This window comes from Tessaracoccus pujii (assembly GCF_054483895.1).
Genome location: NZ_CM137012.1, coordinates 2665098 through 2685726 on the forward strand (window position 1 = coordinate 2665098; position 20629 = coordinate 2685726).

At 66.5% G+C, this 20629-nt stretch carries 18 protein-coding genes, 2 pseudogenes and 1 other annotated feature; of the genes and pseudogenes, 12 read left to right on the plus strand and 8 right to left on the minus strand.

Going from position 1 to position 20629, the window contains the following annotated elements:
- The first annotated feature begins 417 nt into the window (after positions 1-417).
- The 5 genes from ACX1D0_RS12625 to ACX1D0_RS12645 all read left to right on the plus strand — a co-directional run bounded on the left by ACX1D0_RS12625 (position 418) and on the right by ACX1D0_RS12645 (position 4808).
- Complete coding sequence (locus ACX1D0_RS12625) at positions 418-948, plus strand: SigE family RNA polymerase sigma factor (protein WP_459018319.1); 531 nt, start codon at positions 418-420, stop codon at positions 946-948.
- Positions 945-1949: a hypothetical protein gene (locus ACX1D0_RS12630; protein ID WP_459018321.1), complete on the plus strand. Its 1005-nt coding sequence runs from the start codon at positions 945-947 to the stop codon at positions 1947-1949. The genes ACX1D0_RS12625 and ACX1D0_RS12630 overlap by 4 nt, the downstream gene beginning before the upstream one ends.
- 348 nt (positions 1950-2297) lie before the next feature.
- Positions 2298-2846, plus strand: coding sequence for a hypothetical protein (locus ACX1D0_RS12635; RefSeq protein WP_459018323.1), 549 nt, complete (start codon positions 2298-2300; stop codon positions 2844-2846).
- A 489-nt stretch (positions 2847-3335) separates the two neighbouring features.
- Positions 3336-4028, plus strand: a complete 693-nt coding sequence (locus tag ACX1D0_RS12640; RefSeq protein WP_459018325.1) for a hypothetical protein — start codon at positions 3336-3338, stop codon at positions 4026-4028.
- A gap of 162 nt (positions 4029-4190) precedes the next feature.
- Positions 4191-4808: a hypothetical protein gene (locus tag ACX1D0_RS12645; protein ID WP_459018326.1), complete on the plus strand. Its 618-nt coding sequence runs from the start codon at positions 4191-4193 to the stop codon at positions 4806-4808.
- Positions 4809-6396: 1588 nt separating this feature from the next.
- Here ACX1D0_RS12645 and ACX1D0_RS12650 read toward each other — a convergent pair.
- Positions 6397-6864 (minus strand): ROK family protein, encoded by a 468-nt coding sequence (locus ACX1D0_RS12650; protein WP_459020443.1) that lies wholly within the window; start codon positions 6862-6864, stop codon positions 6397-6399.
- A gap of 63 nt (positions 6865-6927) precedes the next feature.
- Entirely contained in the window at positions 6928-7602 is a 675-nt protein-coding gene (locus ACX1D0_RS12655) for a hypothetical protein (protein WP_353082386.1), read from the minus strand.
- A 374-nt stretch (positions 7603-7976) separates the two neighbouring features.
- Here ACX1D0_RS12655 and mobF point away from each other — a divergent pair, with 374 nt between their 5' ends.
- The 3 genes from mobF to ACX1D0_RS12670 all read left to right on the plus strand — a co-directional run bounded on the left by mobF (position 7977) and on the right by ACX1D0_RS12670 (position 13352).
- Positions 7977-11819 (plus strand): MobF family relaxase, encoded by a 3843-nt coding sequence (gene mobF, locus ACX1D0_RS12660; RefSeq protein WP_459018328.1) that lies wholly within the window; start codon positions 7977-7979, stop codon positions 11817-11819.
- 121 nt (positions 11820-11940) lie between these two features.
- Positions 11941-12498 carry a type IV toxin-antitoxin system AbiEi family antitoxin domain-containing protein gene (locus ACX1D0_RS12665; RefSeq protein WP_459018330.1) on the plus strand — a complete coding sequence of 186 codons (558 nt, stop codon included), beginning with the start codon at positions 11941-11943 and terminating at the stop codon, positions 12496-12498.
- Positions 12495-13352: a nucleotidyl transferase AbiEii/AbiGii toxin family protein gene (locus tag ACX1D0_RS12670; protein WP_459018332.1), complete on the plus strand. Its 858-nt coding sequence runs from the start codon at positions 12495-12497 to the stop codon at positions 13350-13352. The genes ACX1D0_RS12665 and ACX1D0_RS12670 overlap by 4 nt, the downstream gene beginning before the upstream one ends.
- A 125-nt stretch (positions 13353-13477) precedes the next feature.
- Here the strand turns inward: ACX1D0_RS12670 and ACX1D0_RS12675 are convergent.
- Both ACX1D0_RS12675 and ACX1D0_RS12680 read right to left on the minus strand, forming a co-directional pair.
- A pseudogene (locus ACX1D0_RS12675) lies at positions 13478-13822 on the minus strand (integrase core domain-containing protein); the annotation flags it as partial.
- A 79-nt stretch (positions 13823-13901) separates the two neighbouring features.
- Entirely contained in the window at positions 13902-14036 is a 135-nt protein-coding gene (locus tag ACX1D0_RS12680) for a hypothetical protein (RefSeq protein WP_459020468.1), read from the minus strand.
- Here ACX1D0_RS12680 and ACX1D0_RS12685 point away from each other — a divergent pair.
- Positions 14013-15245, plus strand: coding sequence for an IS30 family transposase (locus ACX1D0_RS12685; RefSeq protein ID WP_459020444.1), 1233 nt, complete (start codon positions 14013-14015; stop codon positions 15243-15245). The two genes, ACX1D0_RS12680 and ACX1D0_RS12685, sit on opposite strands and share 24 nt — an antisense overlap.
- Here ACX1D0_RS12685 and ACX1D0_RS12690 read toward each other — a convergent pair.
- Positions 15214-15975: an IS3 family transposase gene (locus tag ACX1D0_RS12690; protein ID WP_459020445.1), complete on the minus strand. Its 762-nt coding sequence runs from the start codon at positions 15973-15975 to the stop codon at positions 15214-15216. The genes ACX1D0_RS12685 and ACX1D0_RS12690 overlap by 32 nt on opposite strands.
- Positions 15814-15943, minus strand: a sequence feature (AL1L pseudoknot). It overlaps the preceding gene by 130 nt.
- Before the next feature lie 56 nt (positions 15976-16031).
- Between ACX1D0_RS12690 and ACX1D0_RS12695 the strand changes: the two genes are divergently transcribed.
- On the plus strand, positions 16032-17051 hold the full coding sequence (locus ACX1D0_RS12695) for a tyrosine-type recombinase/integrase (protein WP_459018333.1): 1020 nt from the start codon (positions 16032-16034) through the stop codon (positions 17049-17051).
- A gap of 59 nt (positions 17052-17110) precedes the next feature.
- Complete coding sequence (locus ACX1D0_RS12700) at positions 17111-19033, plus strand: tyrosine-type recombinase/integrase (protein ID WP_459018334.1); 1923 nt, start codon at positions 17111-17113, stop codon at positions 19031-19033.
- On the opposite strand, the gene ACX1D0_RS12705 is transcribed toward ACX1D0_RS12700, so the two are convergent.
- A complete protein-coding gene (locus tag ACX1D0_RS12705; protein ID WP_459018336.1) occupies positions 19018-19344 on the minus strand; it encodes a transposase in 327 nt (108 codons plus the stop codon). The two genes, ACX1D0_RS12700 and ACX1D0_RS12705, sit on opposite strands and share 16 nt — an antisense overlap.
- Before the next feature lie 104 nt (positions 19345-19448).
- On the opposite strand from ACX1D0_RS12705, the gene ACX1D0_RS12710 reads away from it, so the two are divergent.
- Positions 19449-19628 carry a phosphoheptose isomerase family protein gene (locus ACX1D0_RS12710; protein ID WP_459020446.1) on the plus strand — a complete coding sequence of 60 codons (180 nt, stop codon included), beginning with the start codon at positions 19449-19451 and terminating at the stop codon, positions 19626-19628.
- Here ACX1D0_RS12710 and ACX1D0_RS12715 read toward each other — a convergent pair.
- Positions 19575-19925, minus strand: a complete 351-nt coding sequence (locus tag ACX1D0_RS12715; RefSeq protein WP_459020447.1) for a transposase — start codon at positions 19923-19925, stop codon at positions 19575-19577. The genes ACX1D0_RS12710 and ACX1D0_RS12715 overlap by 54 nt on opposite strands.
- Positions 19813-20589 (minus strand): annotated as a pseudogene (locus ACX1D0_RS12720) (ISL3 family transposase); the annotation flags it as partial. The gene ACX1D0_RS12715 and the pseudogene ACX1D0_RS12720, both read right to left, overlap by 113 nt.
- Positions 20590-20629: the final 40 nt, after the last annotated feature.

Consider the following 20629-nt stretch of genomic DNA (forward strand, 5'->3'; position numbering starts at 1 on the left):
GCCGAGAGCCATGAGCCGGCTCGCGCGCTCATGCCGATCTGCGGATGGTGCAGAATCTCGACACCGAGTGCGCGAGCGGCAGACGCCAAGGTTGTTGGGACAGCTCGCGCGGGCCAGTTGAGGTTGTTATCTGTCCACGCAGCAGACCCGGCTGTTGAAGACGGAGCAATGCCTGCGAGCTATCGCTTTGGTGTACCAAGAGCATGACGCAAGCAACATCGACTTGCCCTCCTGTGCACTCTTTTGACTTGGCTTCTGCCTCCACATCCGCGAAGGCGCTGAGGGCCGGCATAGGCCGGTCGCCGCGGCGTGGCGACGTGACTCCGATTGATCGGCGGTAGCCCACTGACCACGCGTGGCGTGCGCTGAACGCGTTCGCGTGCAACCCTTCGGTGTCATGAAAGCGTCTAGGTAAGCATGCAGGCAGACAATGGGCCCCCTTCGAGTGATGCCGCCGCACGTTTCGACGCGTATGTCACTGAACGCGGCGGCGAGCTCTGGCGTTCCGCATGGTTGCTGACTGGGGATGTCCACCATGCTGAGGATCTGGTTCAGGCCGCCTTGCTCCGCACGTATGGCCGGTTTGCGGCCTTCGACAGCGAACGGCATTTCGAGGCTTATGTGCGGACCACGCTCTTCCGCACGTTCGTCTCCTGGCGGCGGCGGCGCCACTGGCGCAGTGAGATGCCCAGCGTGCTTGAACCGGACACTGTTGCCGACGTCGGCGACGACCCCCCGATGCAGGCGTCGGACCTCCGCCGGGCGCTGTTCAGCCTGCCACGCTCTCAGCGAGCGGTACTGGTCCTGCGCTACTTCGAAGACATGACGGTGATCGAGGTGGGGGAACTCCTCCAGATGCCCACGTCCACCGTCAAATCCCACGCACGTCGGGGCCTCGTGGCCCTCCGGCGGTCACCACACCTACTGGAACAGGACATGCACTCATGACCAGAGACAACCTTGCCGATGAGCTGGACGGGCTGGTGCCAACGCCGCCCGAGGCGTCGGGGTGGGGCCCGAAGGTGCGAACGGAGCACCGTCGTCGTCGCGTGCGGACATCCGGTGTCGTAGCGGGCGCGGCTGCGGTAGCAGTGGTCGGCGTAGGAATGCTCCTCCTCAATGTCCCTCAGCCGACGATCCTGGCCACCCCCGCCGAGTCCACCACTGAACCGGCCGAAGCGACGCCGACCTCAGAGCCGTCGGTCACCGCCTGCGCTGACCGCGTGGAGTGGAAGCAGACGGTAGCAGTGCTACCTGATGTCACCGGCGCGTTCTTCTGTGTCTCGGAGAACCCCGGCGGCACCTCGTTTGTGCAGGTGGCCTTCTCAAGTGACCTGACTGTCGACATTGTGTCAGAGCTGCAGATGAATGCCTTTCTTCTCGGACTGCTACCAGGCATCTCGGCCACGAACGCGCATGGCCTCGCGTTGCGCACTGCTGCTGGGGATGTCCGTTCACTCGTCGGCTCGGTCGAAGACGGCAGGTTCAACTGGTACGAGCCGACGGGCGAGGGACTGATGGAGTGGCGACCGAGCCCCGAGCTGCTCGAACGGATGCGGTCCGAGATCGTCGCCACGGGCCACTGCGTCCGGCCGCCGCGACAGACCACCGCAGATGTCCAGGTGCATGTCTATTCCGCGGGCGGCGACGATACGGCCGTTGCCGCCGCCGCGGCGCATTTGCGACAAGCAGGCTTCGCGGTAACGGTGACCGGCGAGAAGGCGCTTAAGAGCCTCGGTGGCCCAATCATCCTTCGCGGCAGCAATCAGCACCGGGAGATAGAACTGGTGGGCACTTGGTTTGGTGGTGGTGGCGGCGAGCTGAGCCGGAACGACGCCATCGTCGACGTCCTGGTCACCGAGGAATTCACCGCCGATGCACTGCACCAAGGACAACCCGATCAACCAATCGGAGACATCACCTGCTCTCCCACAAGCGACGACGAGTAAAGTCATCGATGGAGGGGGTACAGGCCTTGAGGTCGTGGTACGAGAATCGGCGCCAATGGCTCAGTGAGCTCGGCCAACGTGCCCGATGGTCATGCCAGTTGTTGAATTCTGTCCAAGCTCTCGTTCAAGGCCAGGTCATCAGAAGAGAGTGTTCTCCAGTCGGAGGCTTCCTCTCAACGGTTGGTCCGCGAGACGCGAGTACGCCGCTCTAGTGAGGACAAGATTCCTTGGTGCAGAGTCTCGGCGGCGTCCTCTAATCTGCTCGTAACGCACTCATCTGCCGCCCTTAGAGGCGCAGCGCGCCCCCCGATTGCGAGGATTGTCAGTCCCCGGGGGCACGCTAGAGACGTGGATCTCTCACTAGCCGTCTCGGCCTTCTCGGCCGTCGTTTCTCTCGGCTCCCTCATCGTGTCCGCGCGCCAGCATCTTTGGGCCAGGCGTTTGGACCGGACAGCAGAGGCGACCGATGCAGTCGTTGACGCCATCCAAGACCTGCGTACTGCGGTTTGGGCTGCTGCTCGCCAAGATCCGGATCCCGAGGCGATCTCGGAACGGATCTCTAGCGTCGACCGTGAGTGCAGGCGGTACGCCGGCACCATCCCTGCCCTTGGAGCCGTCGGCCACTCCGTGCGGGAAGCCGCGGGTAACTACCTCGGTGGTGCAGCGGGCTACGCTCTCAGCCCTCACCTGAGGGACGAACCCCGTTCCCCCCACGACCCATATTGGTGGGACATCAGCATCACCTACTTGGACTACGTCGTGCGTCAGTTGGCAAGCGGGAAATTGTCACCGACGCGCGGCAAGGTCTCATTGACCCCATTTCACGAGTGGCGCCGGGCCGAGGATGAGGGCCACCACGCCGCCCTGAAGTCTCCTGCCGCAGAGGCAGAGAACTGAGCAATTGCCGAACATCCGCAACTGCCGCGATTGGAGCGGATGGCTCCTCCGCGGTGGCGCGTGCTCATTCCATGCCGAAGTAGCCGGGGTCGGCGAGGAACCGCCGGTACAGCGCCACGGTCATCAGGTCCTTCCAGGCACGGATCTGTAGTCCGTCCTCGTCTAGTTCGATGATTCGGGCGCCTGGGTGGCGGAGGATTCGGGGAGGGGGTGGCCATCAGCACCTGGATGGCGTCGTGGCGTAGTTCCGCCAGGAGGTTGGCCGGCTTGATCTGGGTCATGAACGAGAGCCCGGCCTCGGGCTCGTCGAGCACCAGGAACCCGCCCCTGCGGGACAGGTATACCAGCTTGGTGTTGAGGAGCTCGGTGAAGGCCTGGCCGTGCGAGCGCTCGTGGTCGCGACCGTCGCCTCCCGGGTTCCGCTCGAGCCGACTTGTCGGACCTCCTCGATATGCTGCGATAACGAATGCAACGCAAGGAGAAGTGGCCGTGCCTGACGTTCCCGTCGCGATCTCGCGACTCGGCGAGGATGATTCCCGCGAAGCCCAGAACCTGCGGGCTGTGAAGTGGCTGCTCTCCCAACCTGGCGGGCCTGTGGTAGTCGTAACCCCACAGCGAGCTGTGGAGAGTGCTAGCATCGCTCGGCTGATCGCTCAACCCGGTGTGCAACACCACGCTTGGCGCGGGCACCACGGCGGCTACTACAGCGGCCACCGGGTCCTCCAGGCGTGGCCCGATCGCAAGCATCTGAATGACGTCTGGAACGTGGACGCCGATGCGATCGCTGTGATCGAGTGGAGCGTTGATGAGACCGCCGAATGGATCTCCCACATGAACCCGGTGCAGCTGCTTCCGGGGAACAGGATCGAGCCGTCGTCACCGCAGCGTCCTGCAGTTGCCCCGCTTCCCGAGGACGTTGATGCCATCCTCAGGCATATTGCGGCGATGGCCGCCGGCTATTCCGCGGGGCTCAAGTGGAATGAGGAGGACAAGCTCAAGGCTGACATGATGAACCGGCCCGACCGCTGGGTGTCAGTCACGGTGGAGCAGATCCGTGCCAGGTGCCATGACCTGGGCATGCGCGGAGAGGACGTCGACACCATCTCGGGCTACCTGCAGCGCCGGAAGGAAGGGCGTCGTTTTAATGTGGGGTCGTCCTACCGCACCTTCCACTTCAATTGATCCACCCGACGCTCAGGGATAAACCCACACATGACCAGCGCCTCGCCCATACGCCCTCCGGGTCTGCACCCAGCCTTATCCCAGCAACAGGGGTTCGCCCTGCTGGCAGAGGCATCGTCGGCTCGTAACCTTCTGAGAGACTGCATCGAGGCCATCCGAGGGATGCGCTACATCTCACTGCAGGGTGACGCAGTGTTCACGCTGGGCAGCATCGGCGTCGAGAAGGCTATGAAGATCATGCTCGGCTGCGCTGAGGTCGAGCTCGTCGGCGCGTGGCCGACCCAGGCCACACTGAGGGGCTGGGGACACGACCTCGAGACGCTCGATCAGCGCCTGTCCGCAGCGCTCCAAGGCGGCCTGTCGAAGGCGAAGAGCGGCGGCTACGCCGCGACGCTCGCTACTCGCATCCGCGACAGCCAGACGCTGCCGCTGATCTTCGAGACGTTCTCTCGGTACGGCAAGTCAGGACGCTTCCACCACCTCGACATCCTCGCGACCGACTCGCCCCAAGAGGATGTGGCGCCTGCCCAGTACTGGGAGCGTGTCGAACAGAGGCTCCGGGACACGGAGCCGGAGTTCAACGGCGTCCCCTTCAACGACAACGAGGCCCACGAGCGATACCAATCTCGCCTGCGCCGCCGCATCGCAGGCGAGCTGGAGACCTGGTGGTTCTGTGTGCACCGGCTGGGCGTCCAGGGATGCCTCGGGGAACTCGGGACGAAGGTCGGCTGGGAGCTCTGGGAGCCTGGACGCACGGGCCCGAGCATCGCAGGCATCTGAGCGGGAACGTGGAGCAGGCCAACTCAACAACTTGACTCAAGCGCCCGAAATGGAGTGCGTACGAACCCAGCCAGCGGAGCTAGAGCGATTGTTGGCGCGGCTGTCTGGTAGTGAACCTGCCTGGAAAACCCACGCTCAGAGGAGTCGTCGAGGCCGCACAGCACAAGCCTTCTATCTGATGCGGGGACTCACGCGGGACACCAGAATCCGCTCAGCGCCTCCGACCGCGGACTGTCTGAACTAGGCACCATGCCAACCACGCGACGGTAAGTCCGGCACCGGCAACTAGGTGCTCACCTGCGGCTGATCTGCACATGACGGCCCACTGCGGAACGGCATTGCCGGATGAACCATTTCGGGTGATGGCCCTGAACGCTTGATCGCAGTACAGGTCGACGCCCGTTTCCTGCGGGACCACAGGAGCCCAGAGCATGATGGCGAAGACGATCAGCCCCAGCAGACCTCCCATCACGGCGAGCCGCCACCGCCGTCGGGTCTGACCCACGCGCCGCAGGGACACCAGGCTGGCCGCCGTAGAAGCGATGACCAGGGTGGGGAGCAGCAGCAGTGCGACTATCGCAATGCCGGGTGATGTATCCGCACACTCAGTCATGGTTGTGCTCGCGCAGGGTCCTCTCGATGGGGTCTGTTCAGTCGGTGCCTTCGACTTGATAGTGATCGACTCTCTCACGGAGGTGGGTCAGGTCTGCGGTGGCCGCATCATCTCCGCCTCCGAAGCGCCGGGCGCTGGGATGCGGGATCGGCTGGCCCCCGGGCCATTCATTCCAGCGACGCGCCGAAACCGGCGCCCATCAACATCCGGTCATGCCGCGGACTTGGCGGTCGAGGCGGCACAGCACAAGCCTTCTAGCTGGTGCGGGCACTCACGCGGGACATCAGGAATCCGCTCAGCGCCTCCGACCACTGACCGTCTGAAGTAGGCACCATGCCAACCACGCGACGGTAAGTCCGGAGCTGACAACCAGGTGCCCAACGGCGGCCGATCGGCACATGACGGCCCACTTCGGGAAGGCATTGCCTGATGAACCGTGCAGGGTGATGGCCAGGAAGGCTTGATCGCAGTACAGGTCGACGCCCGTTTCCTGCGGCACTACAGGAGCCCAGAGCATGATCACGAAGACCGTGAGCCCGAGGAGGCCTCCTGCCAGGGCGAGTCGCCACCGCCGTAGGCCTAGGCCAACGCGCCGCAGGGACACCATGCCAGCCACTGTGCAAGCGATGACCAGCGTGGGGAGCAGCAGCAGAGCGACTATCGCAAGGCCGGGTGATGTCTCTGCATACTCAGTCATGGTTCTGCTCGCGCCCGGTCCTCTCGATGGGGTCTGTTCAGCCGATGCCTTCGACCTGATAGTGATCGACTCTCCCACGGAGGTGGGTCAGGTCGGCGGCGGCCGCATCAGCCTCGCCTCCGAAGTGCCTGGCGCTGGGATGCGGGATCCGCCGGGCCATTCATTCCAGCGACGCGCCGAAAGCGGCGCCCACCAACATCCGGTGATGCCGCTATCCGCGGCACGGAGGCTGGCGCCTACGGGATCTTTGCGGCGCAGGGCCAACAGGCCTCAGCGACTCAGCTCCAGTGGATCCGGGCGGAGTCCACGCACCCAGATCCAGTCTGGGTGAGAGCGCGAATTCCTGCCGCGCCGCCGCCGAGGAGGCCTGATCGCTGTCCGAGCAACGCGGGGACAAGGCGGGCCGCGTCGGCTCTGCGCCCGGTGCGGCGTGCATAGACCGCGTGTGCGGTGCTCGCTAAGGGTGTGTCGGCGGCGCCCCATCCTCCGCCGATGATGATTCGTTCGGGGTCGAGGACGGCCGCAAGGTCTGCCAATGCGTCGCCGAGTGCCTCGCCGGCTGTTTGCAGCAGGTTGAGCGCTACTTGTGCCCCGCCCTGGGCTCGGGCGGCCACTTCTCGGGCGGTTGTGGCTTGTCCGGTGAGCGCTTCGTAGCGGGCTGCTATGCCTGCTCCGGACACATAGTCTTCGAGGCTGCCCTCAGGGGCTCGAAACTCGCCGAAACCGATCGTCGAGAGATGATCCAGTAGCGGGAAACCCCAGCAGGATCTTCCGCCCTGGCCATTCGTACTGCGGAAGCCCTCTGTGACTCAGTCGAAGTTGAGGGGGAGGAAGCCGTCCGAGTCCGGAACCTCATACTGGAGGGGTTCCCACTCTCCCTCGTTGCTGCCAATCTCCCACCGGAGGGTGGACCCGGGCTCGCCTCCGGGGTAGTAAGCGCTCATGACTACGTTCTTCGCACCTGGCACGCCTTCTGTGATGCTGGCTTGGTCAATCTGGCGCCCAGCGGGCGTGAGAAGTGGTCCAGGCGTCAACCCTGCTGCATCACCCTCATAGTCTGCCGGCACATCGAACGACCATTGAACGTAGAGGCAGTGTGTGTCACTGGCCGTACCAAAGAGTCTGATCTCGTCGGCACACTCATCCGCCAAGTCGCCGGAGACCGCTGTGTCAACGTAGAGAAGGTTCTCGATGCGAACCGCTATCCCATCACCGCCGTCGAAGGTCGGCTGGCTATCGATGGGTTGGTTGATGCGCCCCGGGTCCACCCGAGACGCCCACACCATCCCAATCTGGGCGGTGGAGCTCGGGGGAGTCTCTTCCAAGGTAGACGCTGGCTGCACCGATGGAGCGACAGTCTGCGTGACTGTGGCTGTTGCAGTTACCGTCACCGTCGGGGCTGGTTCGGGTGAACCGTTGGCGCTGCAGGCCGTGAGGCCGAGCGTGAGTAGTGTCGCGATTGGCGCGGCGAAATTCTTGAACAAGTGAGCCCCCTTTACTGTTGGAGTTGAGCCTATCGACACCACGTGCGATCCAGACACCGGGGCATTGAAGGTCATGATGCGAGGGGCCACGACTTCGAGCAGCCGTGACGCAGGGCGGCTCCACTCTCTGGGTCCTCATCGTCATGATGCAGGCTCGCGGACGGCCCCTAGAGTCCGGGTCCCTTCCCGGAGCCAGTTCCACCCATCCACGCTGAGCCGGCCCCACCTCACCCCTCGAGACTCGTGCGGAGTCCGGTCTCCCGCCCGCTCAGCCACGTACCCCGCTGTGAAGTCGCACACACCCACTGCACCTTCGGAGGGTCTGTGCGCGTTAGGCGGCCGAGTCCGGGGTTCTAGTGGGCATGGTTGTGTCGTTGCACAAGCTCACCGCTGGGTCGGGGTATGACTACCTGACCCGGCAAGTTGCTGCGCACGACACGACGGAGAAGGGCCACGCGACGCTGGCCTCCTACTACTCGGAACGCGGCGAGGCACCCGGGTCGTGGCGCGGCCGTGGGCTCGCGGGCCTCGGCGACCTTTCCGTCGGTGACGTCGTCACAGCGGAGCAGATGAGTGCCCTGTTCGGCGCCGGCTTCCACCCGAACATGCAGGCCCGCCTGTCCGCATTGCCGAGCGACGCGACAAAGGCGATGGTCACCGAGGCTGCCCGCCTCGGCCAGCCCTTCCCTGTGCACGGGGCGGTCAACGAGTTCCGCCTGGAGGTGGAGAAGCGCACCGCAGCATGGCGCGTCTCGGAGGGGGTGCCGACAACGGCAACGGTGCCCACCGACGTCCGAGCCGACATCGTGAATCACGTCGCGAGGGAGACGTTCGAGGCGCGCATCGGCCGCCTGCCAACGGCCCCAGAACTGGCCGCGGAGGTGTCCCGGTTGAGCCGGCAACCGTCGACTGCGTGCGCCGGATTCGACATGACGTTCACTCCGGTGAAGTCGGTCTCGGCACTCTGGGCGATCGCCCCGCGTGACGTCGCCGAGGCGATCGAACGGGCCCACGACGCAGCGGTCGACGACGCGCTGCGCTTCCTGGAGGACGAGGCGTTGTACTCGCGCGCCGGTCACGCGGGTGTGCGGCAGATCGATGTCCGCGGCCTCATCGCAGCCTCATTCACACATCGCGATTCCCGCGCCGGCGATCCGAACCTTCACACCCACGTCGCGATTGCGAACAAGGTGCAGGGGTTGGACGGGAAGTGGCGCTCCATCGATGGCCGCCTCATCTACCAGGCCCGGGTGGCCGTGAGCGAGACGTACAACACGCAGCTGGAGGCGCACCTGCGTGAGGCGCTCGGGCTCGAGTTCGTCGAACGCGAGCCCGGAACGTTGGAGCGACGAGCGGTCCGGGAGGTTGTCGGGATTCCCTCCGAGCTGGTGGAACTGTGGTCCTCACGCAGAGCGCTGATCGAGTCTCGTCAGTCGGAGCTTGCGGCTGAGTTTCAGACGCGCCATGATCGTCCTCCCACGCCGGCGGAAGCGATCCGGCTGGCCCAGCAGGCCACCCTCGAAACCAGGGAAGCGAAGCACCCACCCCGCTCGCATGTGGAGCAACGCAGAACCTGGCGGGCACAGGCAGAAGCAGCGATCGGCGTGGAAGGGATCGGGCGCACCCTCACCCACTCGCTTGGTCGCGCCACTACGTCGCGCGTCGACATCACGGAGGTCCTGTTGGACCGCGTGGCGGGTGAAGTGGTGGACCGGGTCGCCCGGTCGCGGGCTTCGTGGCAGGTCTGGCACCTGCGCGGTGAGGCGTCCCGGCGGTCCCGCGAACTCGCCACCACCTCGGGTCAGGCTGAACTCCTCACCACGGAACTCCTCGACCGAGCACTCGCCATCTCGGTTCCCTTGACCGTCGTCGGGGACGGGATCGAAGAGCCCCCAGAGCTGCGCCGAGTCGACGGCTCCTCAATGTACGAGGTCGCAGGATCTCGCCTCTACACCTCGCAGGCCGTGCTCGACGCGGAGCGGCGAATCGTGGCAGCCGGCTCGCTCTCCGCGGGCCGTCGGGCTCCCGATTTCGCGGTGGAGATCGCGTTGCTGGAGTCGACCGCCAACGGCGTCTCTCTGAACGACGGACAGGCACGCTTGGTGCGGGCCATGGCCACCAGCGGGGCCCAACTGCAGCTCGGATTGGCCGCCGCGGGCACGGGGAAGACGACCGCGATGCGTGTCCTCACCCGGGCCTGGGAGGAGTCCGGCGGCAGAGTCCTGGGCCTGGCGCCGTCGGCTGCCGCGGCCGCGGTCCTCGCAGAGGCGACGGGTGACGCCACCACCATCGCCAAACTGCTCTGGGACCTCCACCACGGCGATACCGACGAGGTGGATGTGGCGACACTGATCATCGTGGACGAGGCAGGAATGGCCGACACTCTCTCCCTCGCCGAGCTCCTCGACTTCGCCCTCCCCCGAGGCGCCTCCGTCCGCCTGATCGGCGACGACCGGCAGCTATCCGCCATCGGCGCCGGCGGCGTGCTGCGCGACCTGCGCCGCGTGCACGGCGCCGTCGAGCTCGACGAGGTGCTGCGCTTCGTCAACGATGGGGAGAAGGCCGCCTCCCTCGCCCTCCGGCAGGGGGACCCCACCGCGCTGGGCTGGTACCTCGACCATGGCCGTATCCATGCGGGCAGCTCCGACACGGCGCTGGACGGCGCGCTTCAAGCGTGGAAGGCCGACACCGACCGTGGCCTCGACTCGCTGATGCTGGCCAGCACCCGGCAGGACGTCGCGGAACTCAACCGCCGTGCCCGCCAGGTGCTCGCGGGCGAGGATGCCGGCGGCGTGCCGTTGTCCGACGGAAACTTGGCAGGCGTCGGCGATGTGATCCTCACCAGGCGCAACGATCGACGCCTCCGGACCTCCACCACTGGCTTCGTCATGAACGGCGACCGCTGGATCGTCCAGACCGTCAACCGCGACGGTGGGCTCCTGGTTCGGCACCGCACCACCGGGCACCGCGCGTGGCTACCGGCTGCCTACGTCGCCGACCAAACGGAACTCGGCTACGCCACCACCACCCATACCGCCCAGGGCTCGACGGTCGACACCGCCCACACCGTCCTCAGCGGCACGGAGACCCGCCAACTTCTCTACGTCGCCATGACCCGAGGGCGGCAGGCGAACCACAGCTACGTCACCACCGTCGGGCACGGTGACTCACACTCCGCCTTCGTGCCGGAGACGCTGCGGCCGCCCACCGCCGTCGAGATCCTCGAATCCGTACTCGCCCGGGACGGCGCCGCCCGCTCCGTCACCAGCGAAATTGCGCACGCCCACGACGCGGCCGTGCGGCTCGCGGACGCAGTCAACCGGTACCGCGACGCGCTGACCGTCGCCCTCGAGCATCGCCACGCCCCCGAGCTGGAGATCCTCGAGCATGGAGCCGACGATGTCGTACCAGGGCTCACCGACGCCAACGCCTGGCCAACTCTGCGGCACCGGCTCCTCGCGGCCACCGACGGTAAAGCGCCGCTCGATGAGCTGCGCCGGATCGCAGCCGGCCACCGCTTCGAGGACATTGCAGACCCTGCAGCTTTCCTGGCCACGCTCATCCCCGAACGCACGGGAGGGCCCCTCCCCTGGCTCCCCCGCATCCCTGCCTCCGTTGCCGACGACGAACGCTGGGGTCCCTACCTCACCGCACGCGCCCAGCACGTGACCACCATCGCCGCACAGGTCCGCCTCGACGCGCTGCAGGCCCCGACCCCGAGCTGGGCACCCAGCGACACGGAACTCCCAGAGCACCTGCTCGGCGATGTGGCCGTGTGGCGAGCCGCCGCGGACGTCGACCCGGAGGACCGCCACCCCACCGGAGGACGCGCGCAGGCCGGAGCCGCGCGGCACTACCAGGACCAGCTCGACAGGGAACTCCTGACCGCGATGCCGAGCCTGGACGTCGCGCAACTGCGCGCCCTGGGCCAGGGCCTGGACCACGACCCCGGCGTCACCGGGCTGGCCAGGCACCTCGCTCTGCTCGGCGGACGCGGGATCCCAGCTGGGGCCCTCGTCGCCAACGCGCTGGCAGAGGGACCACTCCCCGCAGAGCGACCCGCCGCGGCCCTCTACTGGCGGATCCTGCAGCGCCAGGCGGACGCCGAGCCGTCGGTGGCCTACGCCGTCGAGCCGCACGTCGATCAGCCAACATCCCGGCCGCGGCCCGAACTCCTACGACGTCCATCACGACACTCCGCAGGTCCCCGTCGATGACGGCCCGCACCGTCAGAGCGCCCATACGTCGCCGTGGGCACCCCTGAGACGTGGTGAAACAAACCGTCCTCACATAGACTTATCGGGATACGTTTTGTTTCAGATAAGGAGGGCGCCGGGCATGGCACCACTCACACCCGCCACCGCGCGGCAGCAGGGGATGTCCCGAAGCACCCTCCACCGTGCCGCCCGCGACGGCACACTGGAACGCATCGCACGTGGAATCTACCTGCCCGCCGACGCCAACAACGCGGACTGGGAATGGATCGAAGCCGCCAGCCGGCGCCCAGAGGCCACGATCTGCCTCACCTCTGCCTTGGCCCGCCATGACCTCACAGACGAAATCCCCGCCACGCTCAATGTGGCCATCCACCGGGAAGCACGCATCCCAGCCGGCACCTCGGCAATCACCTGGCACCGCTTCCACACGGCAACCTTCGATCTGGGTCGAGACGAGGTACCCATCCCCGGCACAGACCAGACGATCGGGCTCTACACCCCCGAGCGATCCATCGTCGACGCGTTCCGACTGAGGGGCACGATCGGCTACGAGCTCCCCCTCGAAGCCCTCAAAGAGTGGCTACGCCGCGGAGGCAAGCCCAACCGCCTCATCGCACTCGCGAGGCAACTCCCCCGCTCGCAGGGCCCCCTCATCGCGGCCTTGGAGACGCTGACATGACCACCGGCCAAGATGTGCTGCGGAAGCTGAGAGCTGCAGCTCGTTCGACGGCGGACAAGACTGGCCAGTCGGCGCCCACGCAGGAGCTTCTGACTCGGCATCTCCTTGAATCATTCCTCGACCGGCTCAGCCGGACCGAGCACGCTCCAGACTTCATCCTGAAGGGCGGCATCCTGCTCACCGCCTATGGCGCGCGTCGCCCCACCAAGGACATCGACGCCAACGCGGTCAGCGCCGACGTCACAGCAGAGCACCTATCCACCGTCCTCAGGGACGCCGCAGCCGCTGACGTGCCCGACGGAGTCGAAATCCACCCTGACACGATCACGATCCAGGAGATCCGCGAAGAGGGCGACTACCCCGGCTTCCGCATCCGAGCCCAAGCATCTATCGCATCCTGGGCTGGGAGCCTCACCTGGGATGTGTCCACAGGCGACCCGGTGGTTCCCCCACCTCAGCTCGTCAAGATTCCCCGCGTCATCGGCGAACCCATCGAAGTGCTGGGCTACGCGGCCGAGACATCCATTGCAGAGAAGGGCGTGACCATTCTCGAGAGAGGTATCACCAGCACTCGTTGGCGCGACTACATCGACATTGTGCAACTCGCTCAGGCCGGCGTCGATGTAGCCGAACTGCGCCGGGCTGCGGAAGCCGTCGCCCAGTACCGCCAGGTCACCCTTGAACCCATCAGCCAGCACCTCGAGGGCTACGGCGCCATCGGCCAGGTCAAATGGGCCGCCTGGCGACGCAGACAGCGGCTCGAAGCAGTCTCGGAGGCGCTGCTCGACGATCAGATCGCCTTGGTCGCAGCACTCCTTGACCCCATCTTCGGCACCGAGCATCCCTCGATCTGACGGGTCTGTGCCCACGAAGCCGACACCTGCAATGCGGTCACCCAGCCAGGGTCTTGAGGCCGCCGGCGCTCGCAACCACGAGCTCGTCCAGTTCATCCAGGTCCACCATCTGAACCACCCCGGGTTCAGTGGAGAGTCGTGTGTGCTTCGGCGGCAGTCGCTGTCGAAGGGTTCTGGGCAGCATCGTAGGCGTGCTCGTATGCGGCGGGTGCGAGGTAGTCGCACCAGGTGTGAGGTCGGGTCGTGTTGTACCAGTCGACCCATCTCAGGACCTCGAGCTCGACATGCTCGAGGGTGCGCCACGGGCCTTGGCGACGGATCAGTTCGGTCTTGAAGACCCTGTTGAGCGCCTCGGCGGCGGCGTTGTCGTAGGAGTCGCCCTTGGATCCGACGGAAGCGACGATGCCGAGTTCCTCAAGGCGTTCGGTGTAGCGGATAGCTCGGTACTGCGCAGGTTCAACCGGTCGTCGCAACACCTGAGGTCAGGAGGGTGTCGTGGGTCGACCGTCGATGTGGGAGACGGAGGTTGCCAAGCGTGGGCCGATGCGGTCACCGGGGCATCCGGGTCACCACCGCGCGAAGGAGCGTGAGTTCTGGGACGAGGTGGCCACGGGGAAGTTGCCGCGGGAGGCCGCCGAGGCGGTGGGCGTGGCTCAGGCCGTGGGGCAGCGGTGGTTCCGTCATGCTGGCGGGATGACGCCGTACTCCTGGCCTGCCCCGTCAGGCAGGTACCTGTCGTTCGCGGAGCGAGAGGAGATCGCGATCCTGAGAGCGCTCGGCAAAGGCGTCCGCGAGATCGCCGCCACGCTCAGGAGGAGTCCGTCGACGATCTCAAGGGAGTTGCGCCGGAACGCGGCGACCAGAAGCGGGAAGCTCGAGTACCGGGCCTCGGTGGCTCAGTGGAAGGCGGAGCTGTACGCCCGCCGGCCCAAGACCGCGAAACTCGTGAGCAATCAGCGGCTGCTTCGCTACGTCGAAGATCGGCTCTCCGGTCAGATCCGCTTGCCGAGCGGCGTGACCGTCGCTGGCCCCACGGAGCGGGAATGGAAGGGCTTGAACAAGCCACACCGTGAAGATCGTCGATGGGTCAGAGCGTGGAGCCCCGAGCAGATCTCCAACCGGCTCAAGGTCGACTTCCCCGATGATGAGTCCATGCGGATCAGCCACGAGGCGATCTACCAGGCCTTGTTCATCCAGGCCAGGGGCGCGCTGAACCGGGAACTCATCCTCTGCCTGCGCACCGGGCGGGCCCTGCGGATGCCCCGGGCCAGATCGAAACGTGTGGCCTGGGCCCACGTAACCCAGGAAGTCTTGATCAGCGAGCGCCCTGCAGAGGCCGAGGACCGGGCGATCCCAGGCCACCATGAGGGGGATCTGATCATCGGGACCAACAGGTCAGCGATCGGCACCGTCGTCGAGCGCACCACGGGCTTCACGACCCTGGTCCATCTCCCGCGAGAAGACGGATGGCGCGAACAGCCAATCGTCAAGAACGGGGCCGCTCTGTCAGGCTACGGGGCCACCTCGATGAACAAGGCGCTCGCGGCGGCGCTGGCATCCATGCCCGACGAGCTCAAACGGTCGCTGACCTGGGACCGCGGCAAGGAGATGTCGGCCCATGCCCAGTTCACCATCGACACCGGCCTCAAGGTCTACTTCGCCGACCCCCGAAGCCCCTGGCAACGAGGCACGAACGAGAACACCAACGGGCTCTTGCGCCAGTACTTCCCCAAAGGAACCGACCTGGCTAGGTGGGGACCAGAGGACCTCACCGCCGTCGCCCACGCTCTCAACACACGCCCCCGCAAGAGACTCGGCTGGCGCACACCCGCCGAAGTCTGGAACCAACATCTAGAATCACTCACACAACAACGCGTTGCGACGACCAGTTGAATCCGCCCTGAACGCCGCGGTCGGCGTGGTGGACCAGACCGGTCAGCACGCGCCCGTCGCGCTGACGTTGCCAGATGGCCTGCTCAAGCGCGTCGAGGGCCAGGTCGGTGTGGAGTGAGCCGGCGACCCGCCATCCGACGATCCTGCGGGAGAACAGGTCCATCACGAACGCCACGTAGACGAACCCGGCCCAGGTAGGGACGTAGGTGATGTCGGCCACCCAACGGTTGTCCGGCGCTGGGGCGGTGAAGTCACGGTTGAGTTGATCGGCAGGGTGTACGTCCTTCGCCGGCAGGGTCGTGCGGGGTCGCTTGTGGTCACCGGCGATCGCGCCGGTCAGCGCCTTCATCCTGCGCGCCACGGTGCAGCGCGCGACCGGTGGGTAGCGCACTCCCGTGGGCTGGCCGTGCTCGTCTCGGACCTCCTGGCGGTTGAGGACCTTCCACATCTTCATCACCCCGTAGACCTGGTAGTTCGACTGGTAGGTCGCCTTGATGCGCTCATCCAACGCTGCGTCGGCCAGCGCCCGCTGCGAGGGCGGGCGCGTCTTCGCCGCGTAGTAGGTGCTCGGGGCGATCTGAGCGCCGGCCTGGGTCAGGACGGTGCAGATCGGCTCGACCCCGAAACGGTCCTTGTGCTGGTCGATGTAGTCGATCAGCGTGGTGAGGGGCGGTCGAGCTCCGCCGCGAAGAAAGGCTTGATATGTAGGTGATCTCGACTCCGGGTGGATGGCGGTTCGTGACGGGGTCGACGATGTGGTCGTCGTTCTCGTGGCTGGAGCTGTTGATGGAGTTGTTCGTGCCTGTCCTTGCCCGCTCGCGCGGCGCCGCTCCCGAGTTGGGTGACGCGCTGTTGGATGAGTATCTGCGGTTCACTGCGGCGCGGCTGCGTCCGAACTCGGTGACGGCGCAGGCTTTCGACTTGAAGGTCTTCTTTACCGTGGTGGGTAAGCGGCCGCTGGCCGTGGGGACTGCGGACGTGTTGGCGTTCATCGAGGCACAACGCCAGCCACGACGTGGTGGGAACGTGGTGCGCCTGTCCGATGGCGAGCAGGGGTTGGCGGCCTCCACGATCAAGCGCCGGTTGGCGACGGTGACCTCGTTGTTCGACTACCTCATCGCGCGTGGCGTGTGCGAGCGCCAGCCCGTCCCGCGATCGATCACCCCTAGGACACGGTCGCTGCGAGGGGCACCGCTGGTCCGGGCCCCGAAGCGTCTGCCGCGCATCCTCGCTCCGGGTGAGGCCGTCGCGCTGACGAACGCGCTGCGCACGCAACGGGACCTGGCGATGGTCACGCTCATGCTGCGCGCCGGGCTACGGCGTTGCGAAGTCCTCGGCGTGCGGTTCACCGATATCCAGCCAGGCGACCAGCGCGTGTTCATCTGTGCGGGCAAGGGCGGTCACGAACGGATCGTCCCGGTCGATCCGTTGTTCTTCACTCACCTACACGCCTACCTGTCCCTCGAGCGGCCACGCGACGGCGACGGCGAGCGCGTGTTCGTGGTGTTGAAGGGCCCCAACCGGGGTCGTCCGCTCACGGCGGCGGGGCTTGACGAGGTCCTCGCCGGAGCCCGCCGCCGAGCCGGGCTCGCTCATGCGACGTGCCACGAGTTGCGTCATACGTGCTTCACTCGCCTGCGTGAGGCTGGGATGAGCCTGGAAGCAATCCAGGCCCAGGCGGGGCACGCGAACCTCGACACGACTCGCCTTTACCTGCACTTGTCCAACGACTGGCTCGCCGACCAGTATCGCGACGCCATGACCGTGCTCGCCGACATCTACGACAACAACGGAGCGGTGTCGTGACCCCCTCTACAGGCCCAGTGAGTGCGTCCCCGGCGCCGACGTCATCGCCGGACCGTGCTGTGGCTGAGGCGGTCGACGTGCTGCGCTGGTTCGCGGACGCGTACATCGCGGCCGGCGCGACGCCCGCAGCCCGCCAGACCCGCCGCCAGGGCGTGGCTGGGTTCGACCGGCGTTTCACCACTCTTGCCGCTTGGAACGCGGCCGACGTCATGACCCGGCGGGCCGTACGAAGCGAGGTCATGTCGTTTGCCGCCCACGCTGCTGTGGCGACTGGCCTGTGTGTCGATCCTGCCTTCGTGACGGGGTCTGGATGCCGCTGGGGCGTCTACCTGCGTACCGCCTATCCCGACCAGTACGACCGGTTCAACGGCCAGGCCGCTCAGCTCGGGTTCTGCGACAAAGAGATCGGCCGCATGTGGACCCACCTGTCCCGCATTGCCGTGATCGCCGGTACGGGTCCCGACGCGCTCACCCCCGCCGCCTACCAGCGGGCACGAACAGTGTTCTTCGAGTCCGTGACCGCAGGCAAGGACGCCATCCCGCACAAGTCACTGTCCACCCCACTGTTCGGGCTCGACGCGCTCATGCATCACCGTGGCCAAGCACCCTCCCCGGACAAGCGACGACGCTGGATTCACCGGCCCGTCGCCGAAGTCGACTGGGACCACCTCGAAGCCCACGCCCCGGTCATGACCGCAACAATGCGTCGCTACCTGCATCAATGCTCCCTGTCACTACGCCCGGCGTCGGTCACCTTGTTCGACACCACGCTCCGCCAGTTCGCCGGTTACCTCATCCACCACCACAGCGCCGACCAGCACGGCACCGATCCCGGCGGCGACGGCGACGTTCACCTGGTGGTGCGGGTCGCGGACATCGATCGCGCACACGTCGAGGGCTACAAGACCTGGCTCGCAGCACGGCCGGGACACCGAGGCAAGCCGCTGACCAAGACGACCCTGGCCATGCGCATGGGCCACCTGCGCTCGTTCTTCACCCGGATCATCGAGTGGGGCTACGACGACGTCCCCGCCCGGGTACCCGTGTACCGCGACGACCGTCCCCGCCTGGACAAGCCACTTCCGAAGTTCCTCGACGACGCCCAGGCAGCCGCGTTCATGGCTGCCGCCCGAGCACTGCCGAACCGACTCGACCGGCTCATCGTGCAGACCCTGGCCCGTACCGGGATGCGGCGCGGTGAACTGCTCGGCCTCACCATCGACGCCGTCGTCCAGATCGGCACCGGCTATTGGCTGCGCACCCCCATCGGCAAGCTCCACAACGACCGGTACATCCCCTTGGACCCGCAGCTGAAGACCCTGATCGACGACTGGCTCGCCGACCGTCCCGACTGGCAGGCCAGCGACCTGCTCCTACTCGACCGGGGCCGCCCGATCCCACCGACCCGCATCGACAAGGCCGTCGCGAAGGCCGCATCCGGTGCCGGGCTCGGCCACGTCCACCCCCACCAACTGCGTCACACCCTTGCCACCCAAGCCATCAACCGCGGCATGAGCCTGGAAGCCATCGCCGCTCTGCTCGGACACGCTGACCTGTCCATGACCATGGTCTACGCCCGGATCGGGGACCGCACCGTCGCCGACCAATACTTCAACGTCACCCGCAAGATCGAGTCCCTCTACGCCACGACCACACCCACCACGACAGATGTCGCAAAGAGCGCCACCGGCACCAAGCGCGCAACAGGTGTGCGCCTACCCGCCGACGCGGCCGGACCAGCCATGACCAGCCTGCACGCTGAGGTAAGCAAGCGTCTACTCGGCAACGGCTACTGCGCCCGCCCGATCGAGCTCGACTGCCGCTACGAAACCATCTGCGAGTCCTGCACCATGTTCTTCACCACCATCGAACACCGCCCCACCCTGCAAGCCCAACGCGACGACGCCTGCGCCAAAGGCCAAACCCGCCGCGCCGAGGTCTACACCAACCTCCTCGAACGCCTCGATCAAACCCCCGCTTGACAGACATCACCCACATAAGCGGCCGACGTCTTCAGGATCTCGTTGGCCCGGCGCAACTCGCGAACCTCACGTTCGAGTTCGGCCAGCCGCTGCGAGTCATCGGTCGTCGTGCCGGGCCGCAGCCCGCCGTCGACCTCGGCCTGGCGCACCCAGTTCCTCAACGCCTCCGGATGCACCCCCAACTGATCAGCGACCCGTTTGATCGCCCCACGCGACGACTCCGGGTCCTTCCGCGCGTCGACCGCCATCCGCGTGGCCCGCTGCTGCAACTCCACGCTGTACTTCCTCGGTGCTCCCTTGACTCTCATCATCCTTCACAGGTTCGAGAGCCTCCATCAGACCCGGGGCGATTCAGACTGTCAGTTACGTCGGTGAACCAACCACTCCACCAATCAGGACGGGCGATCTACTGGTGGTGATCTCCGGATCCGGACGCACCGCCGGCCTGGTCAACATGGCGGAGAAGGCAAACACTGCTGGTGCTGCGGTGGCGACCATCACCACGGACCCGGCGGGGCCGATCGGACGGATTGCCGGCTCTTCATACCTGCGGTGGGTCGAGGGTGAGTCCGCCGCCGATGAGGAGCATCCGTAGCCGGTAGTTGTTGTGGTTGCGGAAGCCGCGGGCGATGCGGCGGTGGAGCTCGATCAAACCGTTGATGCTTTCGGTGCCGCCGTTGGATGCTCGGCCGGTGTCGAAGTAGGCCAGGAAGGCGTCCTTCCACTGGCGCAGGGTCCGACCCAGCCGCGCGATCTGGTCGTGCCTCCCGCTGCGCCGCGGGGATGGGACAGGTGGGGAAGCCGGCGACGACTTGCTCGGCGAGCTCGCGTCCTCGAGCCGGGTCGGGGTGGGCGTACGCGGCCCGCACCTTCTGGGCGCACTGCCAAGCAACGTAGACGGCGTCGTGCCGTTCATCAGCGCCGATGGCTGCAGTGAGGCGGGCGTGTTGCTTGTCGGTGAGCCGCTCGGCCGCACAGCGGAGGATGTTCCGGATCCCGTACAAGGGGTTGCCGGACCGGCCGCGGTGGCCGTGGATCTCCTGCTGGACGCGGCGGCGGACTTCATCGACAGCCCGGCCGGCGAGAGCGACCACATGAAAGGCGTCGAGCACTGCGGTGGCGTCGGCGAGTTTGTCGTCGATGGCGTTCTTGTAGCCCCGGAACGGATCCAACGTGGCGACTTCCACCCCAGCCTTGAACGTCTTGCCGCGTTGGTCGAGCCACGTCTTGTACACCGTGCCCGAGCGGCCCGGCACGAGGTCCAACAGTCGCGCGTGGACGCGTCCGTCCTTGTCACGGGTCAGGTCGACCATGCCGGTGAGTTCCTTCGGGCCGCGCCGGCGGGGGCTGACGTGGTGCCACAGGTGCTCATCCACGCCGAGGGTGGTCACGCCCGCGAACCGCGACTCATCGGCGGCGGCACGGGCCAGGATCGGCTCGATGCTGGTCCACACCGTTCGCCAGGTGGTGCCCAACTGGCGGGCCAGCCCGGCGATGCTGGCGTGCTCGCGTCGGACTTGTTCGGTCGCCCAGCGGCAGGCCCGGGTGGTGAGCATCGCGCGGGGCTGGGCGACCTGCTCGTCCTGCTCGGTGAAC